Source organism: Methylobacillus sp. DLP286 (assembly GCF_056636515.1).
In genome coordinates, this window is record NZ_CM153145.1 from 2,911,384 (window position 1) to 2,933,666 (window position 22,283).

The 22,283-nt window shown below is 57.6% G+C and carries 21 protein-coding genes and 1 pseudogene; 4 read left to right on the forward strand and 18 right to left on the reverse strand.

The window, feature by feature from the left end; all coding sequences use genetic code 11:
• Positions 1-47: 47 nt before the first annotated feature.
• The 9 genes and pseudogenes from ACWXTG_RS13985 to pcnB form a co-directional block, all read right to left on the reverse strand.
• Positions 48-2,510: a TonB-dependent receptor gene (locus tag ACWXTG_RS13985; protein WP_480220246.1), complete on the reverse strand. Its 2,463-nt coding sequence runs from the start codon at positions 2,508-2,510 to the stop codon at positions 48-50.
• A gap of 98 nt (positions 2,511-2,608) precedes the next feature.
• Entirely contained in the window at positions 2,609-3,448 is an 840-nt protein-coding gene (locus ACWXTG_RS13990) for a FecR family protein (RefSeq protein WP_480220247.1), read from the reverse strand.
• A gap of 6 nt (positions 3,449-3,454) precedes the next feature.
• A complete protein-coding gene (locus ACWXTG_RS13995; protein WP_480220248.1) occupies positions 3,455-3,961 on the reverse strand; it encodes a sigma-70 family RNA polymerase sigma factor in 507 nt (168 codons plus the stop codon).
• 79 nt (positions 3,962-4,040) lie between these two features.
• Positions 4,041-4,836, reverse strand: a pseudogene (locus tag ACWXTG_RS14000) (CDP-diacylglycerol diphosphatase).
• A gap of 93 nt (positions 4,837-4,929) precedes the next feature.
• Positions 4,930-5,766, reverse strand: coding sequence for a pantoate--beta-alanine ligase (gene panC, locus ACWXTG_RS14005; protein WP_480220249.1), 837 nt, complete (start codon positions 5,764-5,766; stop codon positions 4,930-4,932).
• A 3-nt stretch (positions 5,767-5,769) separates the two neighbouring features.
• Entirely contained in the window at positions 5,770-6,558 is a 789-nt protein-coding gene (panB, locus tag ACWXTG_RS14010; RefSeq protein ID WP_480220250.1) for a 3-methyl-2-oxobutanoate hydroxymethyltransferase, read from the reverse strand.
• Between the two features lie 14 nt (positions 6,559-6,572).
• Positions 6,573-7,220, reverse strand: coding sequence for a deoxynucleoside kinase (locus ACWXTG_RS14015; RefSeq protein WP_480220251.1), 648 nt, complete (start codon positions 7,218-7,220; stop codon positions 6,573-6,575).
• Complete coding sequence (folK, locus tag ACWXTG_RS14020) at positions 7,217-7,708, reverse strand: 2-amino-4-hydroxy-6-hydroxymethyldihydropteridine diphosphokinase (protein WP_480220252.1); 492 nt, start codon at positions 7,706-7,708, stop codon at positions 7,217-7,219. The genes ACWXTG_RS14015 and folK overlap by 4 nt, the downstream gene beginning before the upstream one ends.
• Positions 7,709-7,710: 2 nt before the next feature.
• Complete coding sequence (pcnB, locus tag ACWXTG_RS14025) at positions 7,711-9,069, reverse strand: polynucleotide adenylyltransferase PcnB (protein ID WP_480220253.1); 1,359 nt, start codon at positions 9,067-9,069, stop codon at positions 7,711-7,713.
• Between the two features lie 252 nt (positions 9,070-9,321).
• Here pcnB and cas9 point away from each other — a divergent pair, with 252 nt between their 5' ends.
• Complete coding sequence (cas9, locus tag ACWXTG_RS14030; protein ID WP_480220254.1) at positions 9,322-9,939, forward strand: type II CRISPR RNA-guided endonuclease Cas9; 618 nt, start codon at positions 9,322-9,324, stop codon at positions 9,937-9,939.
• Here the strand turns inward: cas9 and ACWXTG_RS14035 are convergent.
• From ACWXTG_RS14035 to ACWXTG_RS14060, 6 genes are all read right to left on the reverse strand, one after another.
• A protein-coding gene (locus ACWXTG_RS14035) for an IS3 family transposase (RefSeq protein ID WP_480219770.1) occupies positions 9,934-11,087 on the reverse strand; the annotation gives its coding sequence in 2 pieces (ribosomal slippage) (positions 9,934-10,853 and positions 10,853-11,087; 1,155 coding nt in all). The two genes, cas9 and ACWXTG_RS14035, sit on opposite strands and share 6 nt — an antisense overlap.
• A 393-nt stretch (positions 11,088-11,480) precedes the next feature.
• Positions 11,481-12,551 carry a sulfate/molybdate ABC transporter ATP-binding protein gene (locus ACWXTG_RS14040; protein ID WP_480220255.1) on the reverse strand — a complete coding sequence of 357 codons (1,071 nt, stop codon included), beginning with the start codon at positions 12,549-12,551 and terminating at the stop codon, positions 11,481-11,483.
• Positions 12,552-12,586: 35 nt separating this feature from the next.
• Entirely contained in the window at positions 12,587-13,483 is an 897-nt protein-coding gene (gene cysW / locus ACWXTG_RS14045; protein ID WP_480220256.1) for a sulfate ABC transporter permease subunit CysW, read from the reverse strand.
• A 13-nt stretch (positions 13,484-13,496) separates the two neighbouring features.
• Positions 13,497-14,336 carry a sulfate ABC transporter permease subunit CysT gene (cysT, locus tag ACWXTG_RS14050; RefSeq protein WP_407995126.1) on the reverse strand — a complete coding sequence of 280 codons (840 nt, stop codon included), beginning with the start codon at positions 14,334-14,336 and terminating at the stop codon, positions 13,497-13,499.
• 124 nt (positions 14,337-14,460) lie between these two features.
• Entirely contained in the window at positions 14,461-15,348 is an 888-nt protein-coding gene (locus ACWXTG_RS14055) for an EAL domain-containing protein (RefSeq protein ID WP_309564502.1), read from the reverse strand.
• A 10-nt stretch (positions 15,349-15,358) separates the two neighbouring features.
• A complete protein-coding gene (locus ACWXTG_RS14060; protein WP_407995128.1) occupies positions 15,359-16,348 on the reverse strand; it encodes a sulfate ABC transporter substrate-binding protein in 990 nt (329 codons plus the stop codon).
• 356 nt (positions 16,349-16,704) lie between these two features.
• On the opposite strand from ACWXTG_RS14060, the gene epsC reads away from it, so the two are divergent.
• The 3 genes from epsC (at position 16,705) to ACWXTG_RS14075 (ending at position 20,493) form a co-directional block, all read left to right on the forward strand.
• On the forward strand, positions 16,705-17,658 hold the full coding sequence (gene epsC / locus ACWXTG_RS14065) for a serine O-acetyltransferase EpsC (protein WP_309564504.1): 954 nt from the start codon (positions 16,705-16,707) through the stop codon (positions 17,656-17,658).
• Between the two features lie 71 nt (positions 17,659-17,729).
• The gene (locus ACWXTG_RS14070) at positions 17,730-18,647 is read left to right on the forward strand and encodes a family 2A encapsulin nanocompartment shell protein (RefSeq protein WP_407995130.1); all 918 of its coding nucleotides are present in this window, start codon (positions 17,730-17,732) and stop codon (positions 18,645-18,647) included.
• Positions 18,634-20,493 carry a family 2A encapsulin nanocompartment cargo protein cysteine desulfurase gene (locus ACWXTG_RS14075; protein ID WP_480220257.1) on the forward strand — a complete coding sequence of 620 codons (1,860 nt, stop codon included), beginning with the start codon at positions 18,634-18,636 and terminating at the stop codon, positions 20,491-20,493. The genes ACWXTG_RS14070 and ACWXTG_RS14075 overlap by 14 nt, the downstream gene beginning before the upstream one ends.
• 83 nt (positions 20,494-20,576) lie before the next feature.
• Here ACWXTG_RS14075 and ACWXTG_RS14080 read toward each other — a convergent pair whose 3' ends face one another.
• The 3 genes from ACWXTG_RS14080 to ACWXTG_RS14090 form a co-directional block, all read right to left on the reverse strand.
• Positions 20,577-20,792, reverse strand: a complete 216-nt coding sequence (locus ACWXTG_RS14080; RefSeq protein ID WP_309564507.1) for a TOBE domain-containing protein — start codon at positions 20,790-20,792, stop codon at positions 20,577-20,579.
• A gap of 40 nt (positions 20,793-20,832) precedes the next feature.
• The gene (locus tag ACWXTG_RS14085; protein ID WP_457136473.1) at positions 20,833-21,192 is read right to left on the reverse strand and encodes a DUF2325 domain-containing protein; all 360 of its coding nucleotides are present in this window, start codon (positions 21,190-21,192) and stop codon (positions 20,833-20,835) included.
• A 74-nt stretch (positions 21,193-21,266) separates the two neighbouring features.
• Entirely contained in the window at positions 21,267-22,277 is a 1,011-nt protein-coding gene (locus ACWXTG_RS14090) for a sulfate ABC transporter substrate-binding protein (RefSeq protein WP_480220258.1), read from the reverse strand.
• Positions 22,278-22,283 lie beyond the last annotated feature (6 nt).

Sequence of the window (22,283 nt, forward strand, 5' to 3'; positions counted from 1 at the left end):
ATGGGAATGCCCGGGTTCGGTATCGGGTCTGGCGTTAATCGGATAGTTTAATAATTGATAGTGTAGCTAACCGCCAATGTTCTGCCTTCAGCCGGAATACTTGAAACCGGTGCGAACGTAACAGCGGACTGCTGGGTGTAGACTGTGCGATAGTATTTATCGAACACGTTGTACACGCCAACATCGATGCGCCCTTTAGGTGTCGGAAAATGGGCCAGTACATCCACGATGGCGTATCCCTTGATAATTGCAGCATCATTGGGGACTACGTTAGCATCATTGACGGTGACGAGGGAGTCTTTGTAGGCTCGGTCTGAGCCTTGAATTGCCAGCATTTGTACCCTAACGCCGGAGCCTTGGTCGTTGTTCCATTCGCCAAACAGGGTGGCCTTGACCGGTGAGACTTGGTACGCATTCAATTCACGCCACTCTCCGGCGGCGTCCTTGAATTGGCCGCGAGTATAACCCAATGTGCCTCCCAGCTTGAACTGCTCGAAGACAGGATAGCTTGCATTCAGCTCTATTCCATAGATACGCTGATCCGTGCTGGCAACATTGATTGTTCGGTTAGACTGGAACTGCACTACCTTGTCAGAGGTGTTATAGAAGCCAGTGATTCCGACATTCGGTCCTTGTTCCATGTGTAAGCGCCATCCCAGCTCATAGCTATTCACAGTGATAGGGGTGATGTTGGCCGCAGACAAGTTGTAACCGGATGGTACGTCACGCATGACGCGTTGCACATCAGGATAGCTGAACCCTTGCGAGAAATTGGCAAATACTTGTTGTTGTTCTTGGAGCTTGTAGACTGCCCCAAGATTGAACAATGCCTTGGCATCACTGCTTGATCCGCTGTCGACAGGAGTCAGGTCGGCAGCAAGCCCTTGCGCGGCCCTTGCAGCTTGCCTTGTCGGGATAAATGCATCTGTTTCAGCCCGGATGTATTGATACCGCACACCTGCCTGCACGTTGAGTTTGTCGCTGGCAACGAAATCGCTTTGCAGGAAGATACCCAAGTTTTGGATTTTTGAGTCTGGACCGGCATCAAAGCTGTTACCTGTGTAGGTATAGGACAAACCGTTGTTACTCGCCTGCATCAGATCATAGTACTGGCTGTCTTTCTCATGGTCATAGTCGAAGCCGTATGTCAGCTTTAAATCCTTGTCTTGAATTTGCAGGTCTGTTTGGATTGTTGATCTGAAGCCAGCGACATCAATATTGGATTGTGACTGATTGGCGAAGGCGGTGCCAGCGTACACAGGGAAGAAGCGCGCTTTCTCTTTGCGATAGTAAGCTTCAAGATTCAATATCTGCCCCAGGAAATCCTTGTGCTGATATTGCGTATTGATTGCATAGCGCTCGGTAAATGGCTGATTGCTTAAATGCAAGCCCCGGACTGCGCGGAAAGTCGGGTTGGTTGAGAAACTACCAGTGTAATCTGGTGCATATGAGGTGTCTTGTTCGTCTTTATAGTACTGAACCCCAAGGCTTAAGGTTTGGTGGTTTTCCAGATTGAAATTCAACCGTCCATGCAGGTCGATAGTATCAGTGTCGGCACGGCTGGTCTGGTAAGGGTCAAGGGCAATCCGGTTCCCATTGCCGTCCAGCTGATCGCTGCGGCTGGTGTAGTTCACTCCCAGGAATCCGTCGATCTTGTCTTTGTTAAAAGAAATGGTTTGCCCAATTTCATAGGCGAGTCCATCACGATTGAGATTGGTGCCTGAGGCAACGCCTATTTTTGACTGATAACTAATCGGTTTGGACTTGTCTGTTCGCTTGGTGATGATATTGATGATGCCTCCGGTCGCGCCTGAGCCGTAAATGCTGCTGGCTCCGGATACAACCTCAACACGTTCGATCATGCTGGGACTAATGCTGTTCAATTGCCGGGAAACATCTCGCGAACCCGTTTGTGAAACGCCATCAATCATGATCAATACCTGCCGTCCGCGCATGGTCTGGCCATAATTGCTGGTGGTGCCGCTGCTTGGTGCCAATGACGGAATCAATTGTGCCAGGGCGTCAGCGGTCTTGCGTCCAGCCGCCGCTTGTTGCGTGATTTGCTCATTGCTGATCGTTTGTACTGTGCCGGCAATTTCAGCAATGCTTTTTGGCGTCCTGGTTGCAGTAACGACTGTCTGCTGTAATGCAAATTCTGTTGGCTCATTGTTGGCAGTTTCGGATGCTGCTGAGAATTTTTCTTTAGCGTTAATGATAATGAAGCTATTGTTGCCCTTGTCTTGCAAGCTCAGGTTCGAGCCTGCCAGCAATTTTTCTAATGCTTCGCGAGCAGTGAAGTTCCCTTTGATCGCAGGGGTGGTCAGTCCGCTTGCCAAGCTGCTGGCGAGCAGCACCTGGACGTCGGCTTGCTTGGCGATGCGGTTGACGGCCTGTTCCAGCGGCTCGGCTGGGATGTCGAACGTCAGCTTGCCGGTATCGGCATGGATGGATGTGGCAAATAGCAGGCCGATGGCGACGGCGGCCTGCCTGAGTGCGTAGTGATGTGACACGGTAAAACTCCCCTTCTGTAAAGCGATTTTAATGACCTACAGGGAGTTAGCCGTTTGGTAAGGTCGTTACCCCAACCTGGGAATGAGAATTTTTTTGATTATTTTTCGCTAACTAGCAAACTGCCATCTTTTTGCTGCTTTACCTTGACCGGCAGGATATCCGGCAGCAATTGCAGCAGCTTGTCGGTATTGTCGATGGCGAATACGCCGGAGAAGCGGAGTTTGCCCAGCGCTGCGGATTGCAGGCGGATAGGCTCACGACGGTAGCGCTGGATTTCCGCGATGGCTTGGCTGAGCGGTGTTTGCTCAAACACCAGTTTGCCGTCCCGCCAAGCCAGACTGTTGGCAGGATTGATGTCGGGTGCCGGTTGCAAGGCGCCGTCTGCTGACATGGTGATTTGCTGGTTGGCAGTGAGCATGGCGCGCATATAGCCATCGGCCGCCTTGCTGGTGACCTGCACCTTGCCTTCTTCCACCGTCACCGTCACATGGTCCTGCTGACGATAGACGTCGAACACGGTGCCGACCACCCTGATGTCCGCCTTTCCCGCCGCCACGGTGAATGGCCGGTATGCGGCCTTGGCGACGGAGAACAGCGCCTGGCCCTGGCGCAATGCCACGCGGCGCGAGCGCAGGTGCCAGGAAACCTCCAGTTGCGTATCGGTATTGAGCGTGAGCTTGCTGCCGTCCGCCAGTGTAATGTCGGCACGCTGCCCGATGACGCTGGCATGCTGTTCGCTCCTGTAGGCCGGGTCCAGCCAGAGCAAGCCTGCGGCGATCATGGCGAGCAGAAGGGTTGCGTTCGCGGCGGTTTTCTTCTTGCGCGGCTTCTTGATTTCCGGCAGCGGGAATAGTTCTTTCAGAGTGTCGCGGTGCTGCGCCAGTGCGTCTTCTGCGCTGTGCTGTTCTTTGCCGGGCGGCGGATTTTGCTGCGACATAGATGCTTAATCGCGTCCGAGTTGTTTTTTGCAGGCAGCCAGCCCCAGGCGGGTATGGCGCTCCACCATCTTGACGGAAATGCCGAGTTGCGCGGTCACCTCGGATTGGGGCAAGCCATGAATCTTGTGCATGATGAACACTTGCTTGCAGCGCGGCGGCAGTTGTTCGATGGCTTGCGCCAGCAGTTGCACCTCGCGCTGGGCATCCAGCGCGGCAGCATGATCGGGAACGCTGGCGGTATCCGGCAGCTCGGCCATGGATTCGATCAAGCGGGTGCGCACGCTTTCGGAGCGGCATTCATTCACCGCCATGTTGTGCGAGATGCGCTTGAGCAGGGCAATCGGCTGCCTGGCCTCGATTGCTGGCTTTTCCATGATATGCACGCACACATCATGCACGATTTCGCGCGCAAACCCGCGGTCGCCGAAGCGGCGGCGGATATAGTCCACCAGCTCGTCGTAATGTCGCGTGAGCGAGGCCAGCAGGGTCGGGCGGGGAGTGTCTTGCAGCACGCTTGGCAGTTGCGGAAGGGTTCAAGTAAAGGCTGATTATAAATAATAATGCTTCTTAATTGTGACTTTCTGCGGAGTGTCAATGGAAGAGCTGTGGGCATTGATGGTCCTGGATTTCCTCCATCGATGCATGAGGCAGCCAGCCGGATTGCCTGCTGGCCAGCAGCACAAGATTGCCGTTTTGCAGGGAGGCAAGCCCGAGGCCGAATTCGCCCATATGGCCGCGCGCTTGCGGCAAGCCGTTGGCAAGCAGCAGAAAGGGGCTGTGGTGCGCGAGTTCATCTAGGTCTAGGGTGCGTGCCCAGTACTGGTGGGCGTTCATCCCGTTCGATATGGGTTGCCATTCGGAGCCCAGCTTGGCGGAGAGTGAATCCAGCTGATTTCTGACTACAGGTTTCAGGCAGGATATATGGATGTGCAGCTGGTTTTGCGTGCGCGCACGCTGGGCATTGACGGTGAGTGAAAGCGTTTCGGCAGGAATGGTTTTCCCGTAAAGCACTTCCAGCCAGCGGCGTTCCTGCCAGGCATGCGCAAAAAAGTTGCTGGTGGATGGATTGAGCAAATCAGTAGACTCCATGCCACTGATTTTTTCAGTGGGAATCAGCAGGTACTGCAACGGGCCTGTCCTTGAATATGACGTATTGATCTTCCAGGTTGACGCTGGCGCATGGCGCGGGCGTGTTTTCTGCCAACTGGCGCGGCACGCATTGCTCGTGCGTGATGCGCCACAAGGCATCTGCCGAATGGATGCGGTGGGCCGCGGTCAAGGGTGTCGTTGCTGTGCTGTGACATCCTGCCATGTGGATGGCTAGCGCTATGAGGCCGGTGCAGTTGAATAGACGGGTGCAATTTAACATGGTTAGTTTCATGTTCATGGCCGCGGTATGGATGGAGCCAATAGAACAAGATAGCCAACGATTAAGGCGGCAGCATGACGCTATGGCCGAGCCCTGTAAGAAGGCTTTATTTCAAACGGAAAATTCGAGATTGTCGATCAGCCGGGTGCTGCCCTGCCGTGCCGCGGCAAGCACCACCAGGTCGCGGTCGTCCGGGCTGGCCGGCATGAGCGTGGCGGCGGAGCGGATGGAGACGTAATCGACGATCCAGCCCAGCTGGGTGAGGTATTGGCTGCTTTGCGCCTCGATCGCGGCATAGTCGCGGTTGCCTTTCTGCACATTGTCGACGATCAGCTTCAATGTGCGGTAGAGCCGTTGCGCTTCCAGCTTCTGCCCGTCGTTCAGGTAGCCGTTGCGCGAGCTCAGGGCCAGGCCGCTTTGCTCCCGCTGGGTCTCGCCCGCGACGATCTCGATCGGCAGGTTGAACTGGCGCACCAGCTCGCGAATGATGAACAGTTGCTGGAAATCCTTTTTGCCGAACACGGCAATCTGCGGCTGCACGATGCTGAACAGCTTCATGACCACAGTGGCGACGCCGTCGAAGTGGCCGGGCCGTGCGGCGCCGCATAGTTCGTTCGCAATCGGTGGCGGGGTGATGCGCATGGTTTGCTCGGTGGGGTACATTTCCTCGACGGATGGCGTGAACACGATGTCCGCGCCGGCCGCCTGCAGTTTTTCGCAATCTTCCGCCAATGTACGCGGGTAATTCGCTAGGTCCTCGTTAGCGCCGAATTGCAATGGGTTGACGAAAATGCTCGCCACCACGCATTCGGCACGCTGCCGCGCAAGCTCCACCAGGTGGATATGCCCGGCATGCAGGTTGCCCATGGTCGGGACGAAGGCGATGCTGTCTTCCTGCGCAAGGCGCGCGCGCAGGTTCGCAATCTGGGGAATTACCTGTAGCGCCATGGGTTACTCGAAGCTGTGTTCCGTGTCGGGGAAGGTTTGCGTCTTCACGGCGGCGACATAGTCGCTGATCGCTTGCTCGATGCTGCCGGCGCCTTGCATGAAGTTGCGCACGAAGCGCGGCGATTTGCCCGCGTAAATCCCCAGCATGTCCTGCAACACCAGCACCTGGCCGTCGCAGTATTTGCCCGCGCCAATGCCTATCACGGGAATCTGCACGGCCTGGCTCACCGCGGCCGCGAGCGCTGCGGGCACCATTTCCAGCACCAGCATGCCAGCGCCTGCCTGTGCCAGGGCTTTCGCGTCCTCAAGCAAACGGCGAGCTGCGGCCTCATCCTTGGCCTGTACGCGATAGCCGCCAAGCTGGTGCACGGATTGCGGCGTCAGGCCGAGGTGACCGCATACGGGAATGCCGCGCTCCACCAGGAAGCGCACGGTCTCCAGCATGATGGCGCCGCCCTCGACCTTGACCATTTGCGCGCCCGCCGCCATCAGCAGGGCGGCGTTCTCGAAGGCCTGTTCGGGGTTTTTCTGGAAGCTACCGAACGGCATGTCGGTGACGACGAAGGCGTTCTGCACGCCGTTGGCGACACATCGCGTGTGATATTCCATATCGCGCAGCGAGACGGGCAGGGTGTTAGCGTGGCCTTGCATGGTCATGCCCAGCGAGTCGCCGACCAGCAGCACCTCAACGCCGGCCTTGTCGCTGAGCGCCGCGAAGCTGGCGTCGTAGCTGGTCAGCACGGCGATTTTCTCGCCGCGCGCTTTCATCTGTTGCAATGCCAGGAGGTTCATGCCGAACAGGCTCCTTATTCCAGGTTGGGGTTGAAAAACTCGCGGCGGCCGCGCATTTGCATGATGCGATCCAGCAGCATCTGGATGGCGCCTTCCTTTTCGGTGATGTCGAGTTTTTCGTTGTTGACGATGAGCACGGGGGCGCCGTCGTATTGATGGAAGAAGTTGCTGTACGCATCCGACAGGCGGGCGAGGTATTCGCGCGAAATTTCCTGCTCATAGGCGGTTCCGCGCTGGTTCACGCGCTCGTGCAGCGTTTCCACCGGGGATTGCAGGTAGATCACGAGGTCGGGTGTGGGCACCTGCACATGCAGGTGCTTGTACATCTGGCGGTAGAGCGCATATTCCTCGTCGTTGAGGTTCAAGCGCGCGAACAACGGGTCTTTTTCCAGGAAGAAATCCGCAATTGTCGCCTGGTTGAACATGTCGCGCTGGCTGAGGTCGCGGATCTGCTCCACGCGCTGGAACAGGAAGAACATCTGCGTCGGCAGGGCGTAGCGCGGCGCATCCTGGTAGAACTTGGGCAGGAAAGGATTGGCGCCAGCATTTTCCAGCAGCAGGTTGACCGGGAACATATCGGCCAGCTTATGCGCGAGCGTGGTCTTGCCGCTACCGATGGGGCCTTCGACGACGATGTAGTGGAAGCGGTCGAAAATGCTCATGCATTGTCCTCCTGCCACAATGCCACTCCCTGGTCCGCGCATTGCGCTGCCAGGTCTGCCACTTTGCCCTGGCCGGCAATATGCAGTTCCGGCGCAATTTCCGCCAGCGGCAGCAATACAAAGCCGCGCTGGTGCATGCGTGGATGCGGCAGTGTCAATTCGGCGCTATTCATGGTCACTTCATCATACAGCAACAGGTCCAGGTCCAGCACCCGGGGCGCGTTGGGAAAAGGGCGTTCCCTGCCATGCTGGTTTTCCAGGCCGAGGATGGCATGCAATAGTGCGATAGGCTCCAGGCTGGTTTCTATTTCGGCGACGGCATTGATGAAGTCGGGCTGGTTGTCGTAACCGACAGGCGCTGTACGGTAGAGTGAAGAAGGCCGCACCAGGCGGGTTCCCGGCAGCGTGGCAAGCTCTGCCATGGCTTGCCTGACTTCTTGGGCGGGATCGCGCAGGTTGCTGCCCAAGGCGATATAGGCGCGCGCCATGATTACTCCTCTGTTGCGGCCGAGGCTGGCTTCTTGGTGCGGCGGCGCCTGCGTTTGCGCGGGGCGGTGTCGGGCAGCAGCATGGCCTGGCGTTTCTCGCCGTCGGCGTTGGCAAACTCAGTCCACCATTGGCCGATGTCGGCGGGCAGTTCGCCTGATTCGCAGCGCAACAGCAGGAAATCGTAGCCGGCACGGTAGCGCGGGCTTTCCAGCAGGCTGTAGGGGCGCTTGCCCGCGCGCTGCTCGAAGCGGGGTTGCAAACCCCAAATTTCGCGCATCGTCACGCTGTAGCGCTTGTGGATGGCCATTTTCTCGGCCTGGATGTCGCAAACCTCGTCCATCGCCATATGCAATGCCGGGATGGGCTTGTTGCCTTGCTGCTCGAACTTCTTCCAGGCCAGCAGCACCTCGTGCCACAACAGGGTGGCGAACAGAAAGCCGGGCGAAACCGGCTTGTCCGCGAGTACGCGCTCATCGGTGTTCTTCAATGCCAGCCTGACGAAACGCTCGCCCATCGGCTGTTCGAGCACCACGTCCAGCAACGGCAGCAAGCCATGGTGCAGCCCGTGCTGGCGCAAGGCGTTGGCGCTCTCAATCGCATGGCCGGATAGGAATAGCTTGAGCATTTCATCGAACAGCCGCGAAGGCGGCACGTCATGCAGCAGCTCGGCCAATTCGGAAATCGGCCGTTCTGTTGCCGCATCCAGTTTCAGGCCGAGTTTTGCCGAAAGGCGCACAGCGCGCAGCATGCGTACCGGGTCCTCGCGGTAGCGCGTGACCGGGTCGCCGATCATGCGCAACACGCCGGCCTGGATGTCGGCTACGCCATGATGGAAATCCAGCACCTCTTCGGTCGACGGATCGTAATAGAGCGCGTTGGCGGTGAAGTCGCGCCGCGCCGCGTCCTCCTCCTGGCTGCCGAACACATTGTCGCGCAGGATGCGACCGCTGTCCGTGACCTTGGCATCCCCTTGTTCCGCCAGATGGCTGCCGCGGAAGGTGGAAACCTCAATGGTCTCATCCCCGAACATCACATGCACCAGGCGGAAACGCCGCCCAATGATGCGCGAGCGGCGGAAAATGCGGTTGACCTGTTCAGGCGTGGCATTGGTCGCGACATCGAAATCCTTGGGGCGCTGCTTTAGCAGGAGGTCGCGCACCGCGCCGCCCACGATGAATGCCTCGAAGCCCGCCTTTTGCAAGCCGTCAGTAGTCTTGATCGCTGCATTGCTGATGAGCTTGCGGTCTATGCGGTGCACCTTGGCAGGAATGCGCTCGGTGTTGCCCTGAGGACGGACCGTACTGGAGGAGGCAGGTTTTTTGGGGGATTTAAAAACGCGTTGCAGCAGTTTTTTGATCATTTAGAGGTAGAGCCTAGGCGTCTAGTTGAATGTTCAGAATGCAAGAATTATATCGTATGTCGCATTTTATAGGCTCATCCATCATTGTTCAGTATGAGTATGCAGCGTGAATAATTTTGGTTATATTCATGATTAAAAATAGAAAGCCCGGCGTATTGCTACGCCGGGCGGATACGAACAATTAAGTTCTTATTGTAGCAACGGCTCTCACCCCGGATGACTACAACGGGACAAATGATAGGGGACTTCGGCATGCAAAACAAGAAGAATTTAGGGCCTTTGGTATTCGGGCTGGATATCGGGATTGCGTCGGTTGGCTGGGCTGTTCTGGGAGAAAACCGCATTATTGATCTCGGGGTGCGCTGCTTTGATAAGGCGGAAACCGCGGATAAAGGGGAGTCATTAAATCTTGCTCGGCGGATGGCTAGATTATTGCGTCGCCGCTTGCGGCGAAGGGCATGGCGATTGACGAAACTTGCCCGATTGTTGAAGCGTGAAGGCTTGATACATGACGTGAGCGTGCTAAAGCAAGCGCCGCTTGCAGGATTCAAGACGCCTGATCTTTGGCGGCTGCGCGTCGCTGCGCTGGACAGGAAGCTGGAGCCAGAAGAGTGGGCGCGAGTCATCTATCACATCTGTAAACACCGTGGTTTTCATTGGCTGAGCAAGGCAGAAGAAAAAGCGGCCGAGAGTGACAAGGAAGGCGGCGCGGTCAAGAAAGGCTTGGCTGGTACTAAACGGTTGATGCAGGAAAAGCAGTATCGTACTGCCGCGGAAATGGTTGTCAGCGAATTCCCGGATGCCCAGCGCAATAAACGTGGTGACTATAGCAAGGCATTATCCCGGTTTGAATCGGCCAGTCTTTTATAGACAGTTTGTTGCCTCAGAAAAGTATTGCCGTTCGTAGTTTACTGGGGAAAGGTTCGCGGCGTGACTATGCCGACGAATCGGGTTGTAGAACATTTCGATGTAGTCAAAGATATCCTGGCGTGCCAGCTCCCTGGTGGGATAAATTCTGCGCCTGATGCGTTCGCGCTTGAGCAACTGAAAAAAGCTTTCTGCGACAGCGTTGTCATGGCAGTTTCCGCGTCGGCTCATGCTGGGTTGTAAATTATGGGAAGCCAGAAAGGCGGCCCATTCGTAGCTGGTAAATTGGCTCCCCTGGTCAGAATGCACCATCACGCTTTGTTTGGGTTTGCGCCGCCAGACCGCTGCCAATAATGCTTGTAGAACCACGTCTTTACTCATGCGGGCATCCATCGACCATCCGACTACCTGGCGCGAGAACAGGTCGACAACCACAGCCAGATAGAGCCAGCCTTCATGCGTGCGGATGTAGGTAATATCAGTTACCCATGCGATATTGGGCGCGGCCACATTAAATTGACGGTCCAGGATGTTGGCCGCCACGTTATGCACGGCACCACTATGGAATCCGGGACGGCGACGATAGCCAACCTGGGCACGCCAGCCACGGCTACGCATCAACCGCGCGACACGATGCCGGCTACAGGATTCTCCCAGGGCCAGCAAGTCGTGGTGCACTTTACGATACCCGTACACTCGGCCACTCTCAAGCCAGGAGGGCTTCATCAGCTCCAGCAAGCGCAGGTCTTCATGATGGCGCTGGCTATAGGGATTGCGCCTCCAGGCGTAATAGCCGCTGGGGTGAACCTCGAGCACTTTACAGAGCCTGCGCACGGGATATTGAGTCGCATATTGCTCAATGAACGCGTACTTTATCCGGACTCCTTGGCAAAGTACGCGGCGGCTTTTTTTAATATGTCGCGCTCTTCGGTCAGACGTTTTACCTCAGCACGCAGGCGTCGAAGCTCAGCGGCCTCACTGCAATCTTGCTCACGCTGCGGTGCCGACTTGCTGTACCGCTTGACCCATGCATACAGGCTGTGGGTCGATACACCAAGCCGCTTGGCCACATCGGCCACCGGACGCTGGTGCTCGGTGATTTGTTTCACCGCTTCGAGTTTGAATTCTTCTGTAAATCGGACCGTGCTCATAATGCTCTCCTCTGTGAGTATTATGAGGCTAAAAAGTGTCTATTAAACTCTGGCCGATTCAAACCTTCTGAGGATTGTAAGTCATCCGGGGTGAGAGAGGGAGCTACAACGATCCGTAACTTCGCTCACGTGAGCGTCGCCGAGTTTGGTATGAAAGCCTTCTAGTATTTCGCATACTAGAAAGCCACCAGCAGAAAATAGCATTCACAAAATTATTTTGCTGCAGGCGGGAGGCCGGACGTCCCTCCATCCATCAACGAGTCGAGAACCGTTCAAGTTTGTGGACTCCGAAAATTTCCACAACTCACCTGCAACAGTTCTAGCTTACTGCGTCCATTTTCTGAATACAAGCTGGATGAGGATAATTTGGACGCGGCCATGAATGGCTCCGGCTTAATTTTTATTCTCTTGCGGGAATACTCGAACACTTCTTGGTTTTAGGAATACTTGGCTACCTTGGCCAATCGCTAGTTCCCGGAAACGCTCGCGCGTGATTTCCGCTTCGATGAGGTCGGCATCGTTCACGGGTTGCAGTTCCAGACGCACCAACGGGCCGGCCGCGTGGATGTAGCTGACGACGGCCTGCAATGCCGGGTTGCCATTCGGTTCTGTGTAGATGTCGATGTCGTGCGGGCGCACGTAGGCGAGCGCATTGCTGTTTTGCACGGCATGGTGCTCATCCAGGCTGAGCGTGATGTTGCCGATATGGGCCTGGCCCTGGTCGACGCGGCTATGGAACTGGTTGACGTTGCCGAGGAATTTATAGACGAACGGCGAGGACGGGTTGTCGTACACTTCCTGCGGGGAGCCGATTTGCTCGATCTTGCCCTGGTTCATGACGACGATGCGGTCCGCGACTTCCAGGGCTTCTTCCTGGTCGTGCGTGACGAATACGCTGGTGATGTGAAGTTCGTCATGCAGGCGGCGCAGCCAGCGGCGCAAGTCCTTGCGTACCTTGGCGTCCAATGCGCCGAAGGGCTCGTCCAGTAGCAGTACCTTGGGTTCGACAGCGAGTGCCCGGGCGAGCGCGATGCGTTGGCGCTGGCCGCCGGAAAGCTGTGGCGGGTAGCGGTCGGCCAGCCAGTCGAGTTGTACAAGGCTCAATAGCTGGTGCACCCGCCGGTGGATTTCGGCTTCACTCGGACGCGTTTTCTTGGGCCTGACCCGCAGGCCGAACGCGACGTTCTCGAACACGGTCATGTGGCGGAACAGGGCGTAATGCTGGAAAACGAAGCCGACCTGGCGTTCGCGTACGTCGCGGTTGGTTGCTTCCTCGCCGTGAAAGTGGATGCTGCCGGCATCGGGGGACTCCAGTCCGGCGATGATGCGCAGCAGCGTGGTCTTGCCGCATCCCGAAGGGCCGAGCAGGGCGACCAGTTCGCCGCTTGGCACGTCGAGGCTGACGTCCCCCAGTGCGGTAAAGCTGCCGAATTCTTTTTTGATGTTGCGGATTTCAATACTCATGATGTCATCCTTGTGACAGGTATGCTGTTTATATGTTATTGGTCAGAGGCTTTTTCACGCGCGCTGGCATTACGGCTGCTTTGCCATTCGATATACGACTTGAGCGCCAGCGTGATGAGCGCAAGGAAAGCCAGCAGCGATGCCACGGCAAACGCAGCTGCATAGTTGTACTCGTTATAGAGGATTTCCACATGCAGCGGCATGGTGTTGGTGAGCCCGCGGATGTGGCCCGACACTACCGAGACCGCGCCGAACTCGCCCATGGCGCGGGCATTGGTGAGGATCACGCCGTACAGCAGGCCCCATTTGATATTGGGCAGGGTGATGTGCCAGAGGATCTGCCAGCCTGACGCGCCCAGCACCAGGCCTGCCTCTTCCTCTTCCTTGCCTTGCGCCTGCATGAGCGGGATCAGCTCGCGCGCGATGAACGGGAAGGTGACGAAGATCGTGGCCAGCACGATGCCCGGGATGGCGAAAATCACCTTGAGGTCATGGTCGATCAGCCATTCGCCGAACCAGCCTTGCAGGCCGAAGATCAGCACATAGATCAGGCCCGCAATGACCGGGGAAACGGCAAACGGCAGGTCGATCAGGGTGATGAGGATGCTTTTGCCCTTGAACTCGAACTTGGCGATCGCCCAGGCTGCTGCGATGCCGAATACCAGGTTGAGCGGCAATGAGATGGCGGCGGCGATCAGGGTGAGCTTGATGGCGGATACGGCATCGGGCTCCACCAGTGCGGCGATGTAGGTTTCGAAGCCCTTGCGCAACGCCTCGGTGAACACGGCAGCCAGGGGAATGAACAGGAACAGGCTGAGGAACAACAGGGCCGAGATGATCAGGGCCCAGCGAACCCAGGTGGGCTCGGAGGTGGCGCGGCTGCGCGCTACCTTGGCGTTGTAGTGAGCGAGTTGGGAAACGGTGGTTGACATAATTATTGTGTTCCTATCGCGATGCGCTGTTGCGGCGGCTGCTCCACCATTGCAGGCCGTTAATGGTGAGCAATAGCAGGAAGGAGATGACGAGCATGACCACCGCGACCGCGGTAGCGCCGGTGTAGTCATACTGTTCCAGCTTGGTGATGATGATCAGCGGGGTGATCTCGGAGATCATCGGCATGTTGCCTGCAATGAAGATGACGGAGCCATATTCGCCAATCGCGCGGGCAAAGGCGAGCGCGAAGCCGGTGAGCAGGGCGGGCCAGAGCGCGGGCAGAATGACGCGGTGAAAGGTTTGCCAGCGGTTGGCCCCCAGGCTGGCGGCGGCTTCCTCGGTTTCCGCCTCCAGGTCCTCGAGCACGGGCTGCACGGTGCGGACGACGAACGGCAGTCCGATGAATGTGAGCGCCACGACGACGCCTAGCGGGGTAAACGCCACTTTCAGGCCGTAAGGTTCGAGCAAGCTGCCGATCCAGCCGTTGGCCGAGTAGACCGCGGTGAGCGCAATGCCTGCCACCGCGGTAGGCAGGGCGAACGGCAAGTCGACCAGTGCGTCGACCAGCTTTTTTCCTGGAAATGTGTAGCGCGTCAGCACCCATGCGGTCAGCAAGCCAAAAACCGCATTGATGATGGCGGCGAACAGGGATGCCCCGAAGGTGAGCTTATACGAGGCGATGACCCTCGGCGTGGTGACGGTGTGCCAGAATTCACCGAAGCTTAGTTCGGTGGTTTTGAAGAAGGCGGCCGACAATGGAATCAAGACGATCAGGCTCAGGTATAACAACGTATAGCCGAGAGAGAGGTTGAAGCCGGGCAGCACGTTATGCGGTTTGTGTTTTTTTGCCATATTGTGAGTTTAGTTTGTTTGGCTGGAATTGGGCTGGTGCAATGTAGCAGAAGCGACTGCCGGGCAAAAATAATATGTTTTTATAATGATATGCCCCGACGTTATTTTTCTATGGGCCGCGCCGTTATGCTGCGGCCCGCTTGTTCAGGCGCAGCGCGGGCTTCAAGGCCTCGGCAGGCTGTAGTTCCTTGGCGGTGGCCGGCCTGCCGAGGAAATAGCCTTGCAGCAACGTGCTGCCCGACTCGATGGCGATTTCCAGGCCGGCCTGCGATTCGATGCCGGTAATCACCGGTTGTGCGCCGATGTCGTGCACCAGCTGGATCAAGCGGGGCAGGATCTTGCGTACGCGCGGGTTGCGCTCGGCTTCCTTGATCAGGCTGGTATCCAGCTTCACGAACTCGGGCGAGAGTTTCCACAGCCGCTCCAGGTGGGAGTGCTTGTTGCCGAAGTTGCCGATGGCGATGCGGTATCCGCGTTCCGTGTAATTCTCGATGGCGTCCGCCAGTTGGTTCTCGTGTTCGACGACGCTTTCCTGTATCTCGATGACCACGCGGTTGGTCGGTACGGAGTTCGAGTGCAGGATGCGCTCGAACACCTTGCCGTGCGCATTGACGCTAATCAGCAGGTTGGGGTGCACGTTGAGGAACAGCAGGCCGTTTTCCGCATAGATCTGGCGGAAGTTGAGCACGTGCAGCGTGCGCACCACGCGGTCGAACTTCACCAGCTTGCCTACCTGCCCGGCAAAGCTGAAGGCGAATTCGGGGCTGATGCCCTGCTGGCCGCCGAGCGATGGGCGGATGAAGGCTTCGTGGCCGAACAAGTCCCCGGCCTCGCTATCGTAGATAGGCTGGAAGGCGCTGTTGAGCTGCAAGCCCAGGAAGGTGCTGTTGAACTCTCCCGAGGATTGTTCTTCCAGCCCGTACTCGTCGAGATCAAGGTAGAGGGATTCCCGCAATTGGGACTTGAGCTGCTCGATGGCAGCGGAAGTGGGGGCTGTGTTCTTTGTCGTCATGGCTGGCTGCTTATTTGTTCACGTAAATCTGGTCGAATATTCCGCCGTCGGCAAAATGCGTTTTCTGGGCTTTCTGCCATCCGCCGAAGGTGTCATCCACGGTAAACAATTGCAACGGCTTGAAGTCGGCCTTGTGGGCCGCCAGGACTTCGGCCGAGCGCGGGCGCAGGTAATGGCGGGCGGCGATTTCCTGTCCTTCCGGCGAATAATGGAATTCCAGATAGGCTTGTGCCACTTGGCGCGTCTTGCGCTTGTCCACCACCTTGTCGACCAGGGAAACCGGGTTTTCCGCCAAAATGCTGGAGGATGGGTAGACCACGTCGAAGTTGTTGTTCCCCAGCTCCTTGTTGATGAGGAAGACTTCGTTTTCGAATGTCAGCAATACGTCGCCAATGCCGCGCTGCACGAAAGTCGTGGTTGCGCCGCGGCCGCCCGCGTCCAGCACCGGCACGTTCTTGAACAGCTTGGTGACGAAATCGCGCGCCTTGGCTTCGTCGCCGCCTTTCTTGATGACGGCACCCCAGGCGGCAAGATAGCTATAGCGACCGTTGCCGGAGGTCTTGGGGTTGGGGATGACCACCCCGATCCCGGGCTTGACCAGGTCGTCCCAGTCCTTGATGTTCTTGGGGTTGCCTTTGCGGACGAGGAAGACGGTGGTCGACGTGGTGGGCGAGCTGGCATTGGGCAGGCGCTTCTGCCAATCAGCAGGGATCAGCTTGCCGCGCTCGAAGAGGATGTCGATATCGTTGCTCTGGTTCATGGAGATGACGTCCGCCTGCAAGCCGTCCGCAACGGACCTGGCCTGCTTGCTCGAACCGCCATGGGATTGGTTGATGGTGACGGATTCCCCGGTTTTCTGCTTCCAGTACTTGCTGAAGGCAGGATTGAAGTCTTTATAGAACTCACGTGTCACGTCGTAGGAAACGTTCAGCAAGGTAGTGTCGGCATGAGCCAGGCCCGCCGCGGCCAATAGGCTGATAGCCAATATTTTTTGTAGCATTGAGACCTCTAGAGGGATTGAGAGACGATGGAGTGCACTATAGGAGGCTTTGGAAATAATGTAAAAGAATATAGTGGAATATAATTAAATTGATTCGTTATTTTGTACTTAAACCTTCACATATATTTTTTACTTATATGTATAGAATTAATTCGAATATGTGATAATCTTCCATTATTGCAGTGTTTGTTGCACCATGACCAATGGACAGCGACCATTTATGACGAGGATGTACTTTGGATGCATCGTCACAATATATCGTTAGCGTGAGCTGACCGGACAACCGGAAGCCAGCACTTCTTCTTGAGAGGTGCTGGCTTTTTTGTTTTTACAAGGTCAATTTTGGGCGGCAATTGATGAGTCAACATGAAAAAAATGCTGAGTTCGGGGATGAACTGGGGATCAGCCAGATTGTCACCCAACTGCGCGAAGTCAGGCTGACTGCGCTGGAGCACCGCAACCGGCTGAACCGTCCTCCCAAGCTCCCTGCGCGCAAGGCGCTTGCCGAGGTTGTGGAAGGGCTGGGCGCCGCCCTGTTTCCCAACCGTCTCGGTTTGCCGGACCTGCGGGAAGAGGGCATCGACTATTTCGTGGGCCATACGCTGGATGTGGCATTGCGGGAACTTGTCGCCCAGGTGCGGCTGGAGCTGAGCTTCGTTGCAGAGGCCGGACAGGCCGAGGATGCGAAAGCGCGCGCGACCGCCTTGGTGCGTGAATTCGCTGCCCAGTTGCCAGCCGTCCGGCATTTGCTCGACAGCGACATCCGCGCAGCTTATGAGGGCGACCCGGCGGCGCGTAGCGTGGACGAAGTGCTGGTGTGCTACCCGGGAATCAACGCCATCATCCATTACCGTATTGCCCATGTGCTGCACCAGCTGGGCGTGCCGTTGATTGCCCGCATGATCACTGAAATTGCCCATTCCGCCACGGGGATCGATATTCATCCCGGCGCCCAGATCAGCGAGGGCTTCTTCATTGACCACGGCACGGGCGTCGTCATCGGGGAGACCAGCATCATTGGCCGCCATGTGCGGCTCTACCAGGCGGTCACGCTGGGCGCCAAGCGCTTCCCTGTGGATGCCGATGGCAGCCTGGTGAAGGGCAATGCGCGCCACCCGATTGTCGAGGACGATGTCGTGATCTACGCCGGGGCCACGATCCTGGGCCGCATTACCATAGGTCGCGGCTCGGTGATCGGGGGCAACGTCTGGCTCACGTACAGCGTCCCACCCAACAGCAATATCACCCAGGCGCAGATGAGGGAAGGCGCGCCTGCAGGCCAGGGCAACGGCACTGCAACTCATCAGTAGGATTGATCAGCAAGTAGCAATGGCGGCCCTGATCCGCCGAATTGAACGGTAACTTTAAAGGAGAGATTTTCATGTCAGACATTCATCAAGCGCATACCGCCCTGGGAGACGTCGCTGCCCGTACGCTGGCGAATGCCACCAAGACCGTGCCCATGCTGGGCGCCATCACGCCGCGCTGGCTGGTGCACCTGCTGCAATGGGTGCCGGTGGAGGCGGGCATCTACCGCGTCAACAAGGTCAAGGACAACCACCATGTCGAGGTGGATTGCTCCAACAAGGACGAGCGCGAACTGCCCGCCACTTTCGTGGATTACGAAGAATGGGGCCGCGAGTATGTGCTGAATGCCGTGAATACCGTGGTGGACGTGCATACCCGCATTTCCGACCTCTACAGCAGCCCGCACAACCAGATCCGCGAGCAGTTGCGCCTGACCATCGAGACGGTGAAGGAGCGTCAGGAAAGCGAGCTGATCAATAACAAGGAATATGGCTTGCTGCACAACATCGCAGCCGGACAGAAGGTCAAGTCCCGCAGCGGCTCCCCTACGCCGGACGATTTCGACGAGCTGATTTCCCGCGTGTGGAAGGAGCCGGCGTTCTTCCTCGCGCATCCGCAGGCGATTGCAGCCTTCGGCCGCGAGTGCACGCGCCGCGGCGTGCCGCCGCCGACTGTCAGCCTGTTCGGCTCCCAGTTCATCACCTGGCGCGGCATCCCCATCATCCCGTGCGACAAGCTGCGCGTGACCAAGGGCAAGACCAACATCCTGCTGCTGCGTACCGGTGAAAGCCGCCAAGGCGTAGTGGGCCTGTACCAGCCCAACCTGCCAGGCCAGCAAAGCATGGGGCTGTCCGTCCGCTTCATGGGCATCAATCACAAGGCGATTGCTTCCTACCTGGTTTCCCTTTATTGCTCGCTGGCGGTACTGACCGAAGATGCGATTGCCGTGCTCGAGAATGTCGACGTAGGCAACTACTATGACTACAAGTAACATTAACGACCTGTCATCATTTGAACCCGAAGCCATCCTGGCAGCATTGCCAGGCGAGCATCCGCGCATGGCCGCGGCCATTGCGGTGGGGCGGGAGGCGCAGGCAAACGGGCACCTGGATATTGACGAGCTGACCCGCATTGCCAATGGAATCTATGCGGAAGGTTTTCCGCATGGCGCGCCAGAGCTGCCTTCCACGGCATCGCTCACGGATTCCGCTGCGCCGTATGCCGCCGGGAGCCCGGGGATAGGAGCGCCAGTGCCGCCGGCCCCTTCCGCGGTGTCTGCATTGCCGACGGGTGCGCCCGCTGCGGCCAATGTCGTCCCCGGCATCGAGCTTGCGCAGATCGCGACCCCCAGCCTCGGCGTATCGCCGTCCCAACTGCCGCCGGAATTCAGCCAGGAGCGGGTTGAGGCCGTCGGGCCTGCGCCTGTCTTCCCAGGGCTGGATATCAGCAGCCTGCTTGGCGGCGTAGATATTCCGTATCCAGTGGACCTGCAAGGGCTGCTGGCTTCGCCCGCCAATAGCCCGCATGGCTTGGGAAAGTCGGCCGCCAGCAAGGCTTCGCCTTACTATTTTGTCGCGGAGCGACCCGGCATACCGGAGGTGTCAGGTTCGGCCCACCCGCCGTTCGACGTCAACCTGGTGCGCAAGGATTTCCCTATCCTGCGCGAGCTGGTGAACGGCAGGCCGTTGATTTGGCTGGATAATGCTGCGACGACACAGAAGCCGCAAGCGGTGATCGACCGCCTGTCCTATTTCTACCAGCACGAGAATTCCAACATCCATCGCGCAGCCCATGAACTGGCGGCCCGCGCGACGGATGCCTATGAAGGCGCGCGCGAAACGGTACGCCGTTTCATCAATGCGCCTACGGTGGAAAATATAGTGTTTGTGCGCGGCACGACCGAGGCGATCAACCTGGTGGCCAAGACCTGGGGCAGGAAGCACCTGGGCGAGGGCGACGAAGTGGTCGTCACCAACCTGGAGCACCACGCCAATATCGTGCCCTGGCAGCAGCTGTGCCAGGAAACCGGAGCCAAGCTCAAAGTGGTGCCGGTGGACGATAGCGGGCAGGTGCTGCTCGATGAATATCAGAAATTGCTGACTTCGCGCACCAAGCTGGTTTCCTTCACCCAGGTCTCCAATGCCCTCGGCACCGTGACGCCGGCAAGGGAGATGATCGCCATGGCGCATGCGGTTGGCGCCAAGGTGCTGTTGGACGGCGCGCAATCGGTCTCGCACATGCGTACCGACGTGCAATCCCTGGATTGCGATTTCCTGGTGTTCTCCGGCCACAAGATCTTTGGCCCGACCGGCATCGGCGCGTTGTACGGCAAGGCTGAGGTGCTGGACGACATGCCCGTCTGGCAAGGCGGCGGCAACATGATACAGGACGTCACCTTCGAGAAGACGGTATATCACGGCGCTCCCGCCAAGTTCGAGGCCGGTACCGGCAATATCGCCGATGCGATAGGCATGGGGGCTGCGCTCGAGTACGTGGAGCGACTGGGCATAGAGAACATTGCGCGTTACGAGCATGAGCTGCTGGTCTATGCGACCGCTGCGCTGGAGAAGGTGCCGGGTTTGCGCTTGATCGGTACCGCCCAGCACAAGGCCAGCGTGTTGTCGTTCAACCTGCACGGCTACAAGAGCGAAGAAGTCGGGGCGGCGTTGAACCAAGAAGGTATTGCGGTGCGCTCTGGCCACCATTGCGCGCAACCGATACTGCGGCGCTTCGGCGTGGAAACCACGGTCAGGCCGTCGCTGGCTTTCTACAATACCTATGCCGAAGTGGATGTCCTGCAGGGCGTGCTGCTCAAGTTGGCCTCCGCAAAACGCTGAACGCAACGTCTAGCCAGCTTGCAGCAAGTAAAAAGGCCAGGAATATTCCTGGCCTTTTTGTTGTTTAACAAGGTGCTGGCAGCTTATACCTTGGCGAGGGAAACCTCGGTCGCCTTGATCAGCGCCAGCACTTCCGTGCCGACCTGCAGGTTCAGCTCATTGACAGAACGCGTGGTAATGACGGAAGTGACGATCCCCACCGGGGTTTCCACATCGACCTCGGAAACCACCGGGCCCAGCACGATTTCCTTGATCCGGCCACGGAACTGGTTGCGGACGTTAATTGCATGAATTGCCATGATAAAACTCCTTTTGCTACATCAACTGCTTGAGTACAGGTTAATTCAGTGAGAGACGGTCTTGCCATTGAGCACTGGCTTGCGTGTCTTCGCTACACTCTCCCTCCGCGACGTAGTCGGGGTTCAGTTGCTTCAAGCGGGTGCGCAATGCTGTTGGACCATTCGGCGTGTAAACAATTCGCACGCCGCGCTTGGCTGCGCTTTGCTTGATCTTGTGGGTGAATGTATGGCTGATCCAGTCGGTGACCAACACGATCAGGTCGGTATCGTGCGGAATGACTTTCTTGCCGTCGCCGACCTTGCGCCCCGACCAGTGGTTGATATGCGTGACACCGAAGTTGGACAGCTCTTGCTTGATGCCTTCAATCTGGTCGCCGCCTACAATTAACGCAGTACTCATGATGAGAGTCTCCTTTAGCTGCTGGCAGCGCCAAATTGTGCTCGGCGCTGCCTGTTAATCAATGAATCGTTAATTTATTGCTGATAGATCTGGTCGAAGGTACCGCCGTCGGCAAAGTGCGTTTTCTGCGCCTTTTGCCAGCCGCCGAATGCCGAGTCGATGGTGACCAGGCTCAGCTTGGGGAAGAACTTTTCATACTTCTTGGCGACGCTTTCGAGGCGCGGCCGGTAGTAGTTCTTCGCTGCAATCTCCTGGCCTTCCTCGCTGTACAGATGCTCCAGGTAGGCTTCTGCCACCTTGCGGGTGCCGCGCTTGTCGGCCACCTTGTCCACTACCGAGACGGAGGGCTCGGCCAGGATGGACAGCGACGGGGCGACGATCTCGAATTTGTCCGGGCCTAGTTCCTTCTGCGCCAGGAAGGCTTCGTTTTCCCATGCCAGCAGGACATCGCCGATCCCGCGTTCCACGAAGGTGGTTGTCGAGCCGCGGGCGCCGGAGTCCAGCACCGGCACGTTCTTGAGAATCTTGCCGATGAATTCGCGGGTCTTGGATTCATCGTTGTTGAATTTCTTCTGGCCGTAAGCCCAGGCTGCCAGGTAATTCCAGCGCGCACCGCCGGAAGTCTTGGGGTTGGGGGTAATCACCTTGATGCCGGGCTTGGCGAGGTCGTCCCAATCCTTGATGTTCTTGGGGTTGCCCTTGCGCACCAGGAACACGATGGTGGAGGTGTAAGGGGAGCTGTTGTCCGGCAGGCGCTTGATCCAGTCCTTGGGGATCAGCTTGGCTTTTTCCTGCAGCGCATCGACATCGTAGGCAAGCGCTAGCGTGACCACGTCGGCCTGCAGGCCGTCGATGACGGCGCGGGCCTGCTTGCCGGAGCCGCCATGGGAAGTCTTGATGGTGACTTTGTCACCTGTCTTGGCCTGCCAGTATTTTGCAAAGACATTGTTGTACTCTTGGTAGAGCTCGCGCGTCGGGTCATATGAGACATTCAGCAGTGTGACATCGGCCGCTAATGCAGAGAGCGAGCTGCCCAATGCCGCGATGGCGATCAAGCCGGAAAGGCGGGGAATAAAACGGTGCATGCAAAA

Bases quoted from the DNA above. Each gene is read 5' to 3' on its own strand.
- folK (WP_480220252.1), bottom strand. From the start codon at position 7,708: ATGGCGCGCGCCTATATCGCCTTGGGCAGCAACCTGCGCGATCCCGCC.
- ACWXTG_RS14085 (WP_457136473.1), bottom strand. From the start codon at position 21,192: ATGAGTACTGCGTTAATTGTAGGCGGCGACCAGATTGAAGGCATCAAG.
- pcnB (WP_480220253.1), bottom strand. From the start codon at position 9,069: ATGATCAAAAAACTGCTGCAACGCGTTTTTAAATCCCCCAAAAAACCT.
- cas9 (WP_480220254.1), top strand. From the start codon at position 9,322: ATGCAAAACAAGAAGAATTTAGGGCCTTTGGTATTCGGGCTGGATATC.
- ACWXTG_RS14080 (WP_309564507.1), bottom strand. From the start codon at position 20,792: ATGGCAATTCATGCAATTAACGTCCGCAACCAGTTCCGTGGCCGGATC.
- ACWXTG_RS14060 (WP_407995128.1), bottom strand. From the start codon at position 16,348: ATGCTACAAAAAATATTGGCTATCAGCCTATTGGCCGCGGCGGGCCTG.
- ACWXTG_RS14070 (WP_407995130.1), top strand. From the start codon at position 17,730: ATGTCAGACATTCATCAAGCGCATACCGCCCTGGGAGACGTCGCTGCC.
- cysW (WP_480220256.1), bottom strand. From the start codon at position 13,483: ATGTCAACCACCGTTTCCCAACTCGCTCACTACAACGCCAAGGTAGCG.
- panB (WP_480220250.1), bottom strand. From the start codon at position 6,558: ATGAACCTCCTGGCATTGCAACAGATGAAAGCGCGCGGCGAGAAAATC.
- panC (WP_480220249.1), bottom strand. From the start codon at position 5,766: ATGGCGCTACAGGTAATTCCCCAGATTGCGAACCTGCGCGCGCGCCTT.
- ACWXTG_RS14015 (WP_480220251.1), bottom strand. From the start codon at position 7,220: ATGAGCATTTTCGACCGCTTCCACTACATCGTCGTCGAAGGCCCCATC.
- ACWXTG_RS14055 (WP_309564502.1), bottom strand. From the start codon at position 15,348: ATGACGACAAAGAACACAGCCCCCACTTCCGCTGCCATCGAGCAGCTC.
- epsC (WP_309564504.1), top strand. From the start codon at position 16,705: ATGAGTCAACATGAAAAAAATGCTGAGTTCGGGGATGAACTGGGGATC.
- ACWXTG_RS14090 (WP_480220258.1), bottom strand. From the start codon at position 22,277: ATGCACCGTTTTATTCCCCGCCTTTCCGGCTTGATCGCCATCGCGGCA.
- cysT (WP_407995126.1), bottom strand. From the start codon at position 14,336: ATGGCAAAAAAACACAAACCGCATAACGTGCTGCCCGGCTTCAACCTC.
- ACWXTG_RS13990 (WP_480220247.1), bottom strand. From the start codon at position 3,448: ATGTCGCAGCAAAATCCGCCGCCCGGCAAAGAACAGCACAGCGCAGAA.
- ACWXTG_RS14075 (WP_480220257.1), top strand. From the start codon at position 18,634: ATGACTACAAGTAACATTAACGACCTGTCATCATTTGAACCCGAAGCC.
- ACWXTG_RS14040 (WP_480220255.1), bottom strand. From the start codon at position 12,551: ATGAGTATTGAAATCCGCAACATCAAAAAAGAATTCGGCAGCTTTACC.